Annotated in this window: 1 protein-coding gene; it reads right to left on the bottom strand. The window is 73.4% G+C overall.

From position 1 onward, the window contains the following. A partial coding sequence (locus tag JHN63_RS52265) for a streptophobe family protein (protein WP_234478995.1) occupies positions 1-320 on the bottom strand: 320 nt, incomplete at both ends.

Below are 320 nucleotides of genomic sequence, written 5' to 3'. Positions count from 1 at the left end.
AGTCGCGTACGCGAGCAACCCGCCGACAGCCCCCGCCCCGGCCCCCCACACCGCACCGAGCACCAACGCCATGCCCAGATGCCCGTGCAACTCGATCCCCGCGCCGAACGCGTCGAACCCCAGTACCGACAGCGACGCGTCCACCGACACATCCGTCAGCCAGGCCAGCAACGGCAGGGCCAGCGCGGTCACGACCCCGAGCCGTAGAGCACACCGCCCGGCGAACCCGAGCGCTCCCGGATTCCCCGCGCCTGCGCCCCCGCGCTTCCCGCCACCCGAATCCCATCGGACGCCCGACTCACCCGTCCCAGCCCCAACCC

It is taken from the genome of Streptomyces sp. MBT65, from assembly GCF_016612545.1.
In the GTDB taxonomy this organism is placed as follows: Bacteria; Actinomycetota; Actinomycetes; order Streptomycetales; family Streptomycetaceae; genus Streptomyces.
This window is presented reverse-complemented; position numbering and strand designations above follow the sequence as displayed.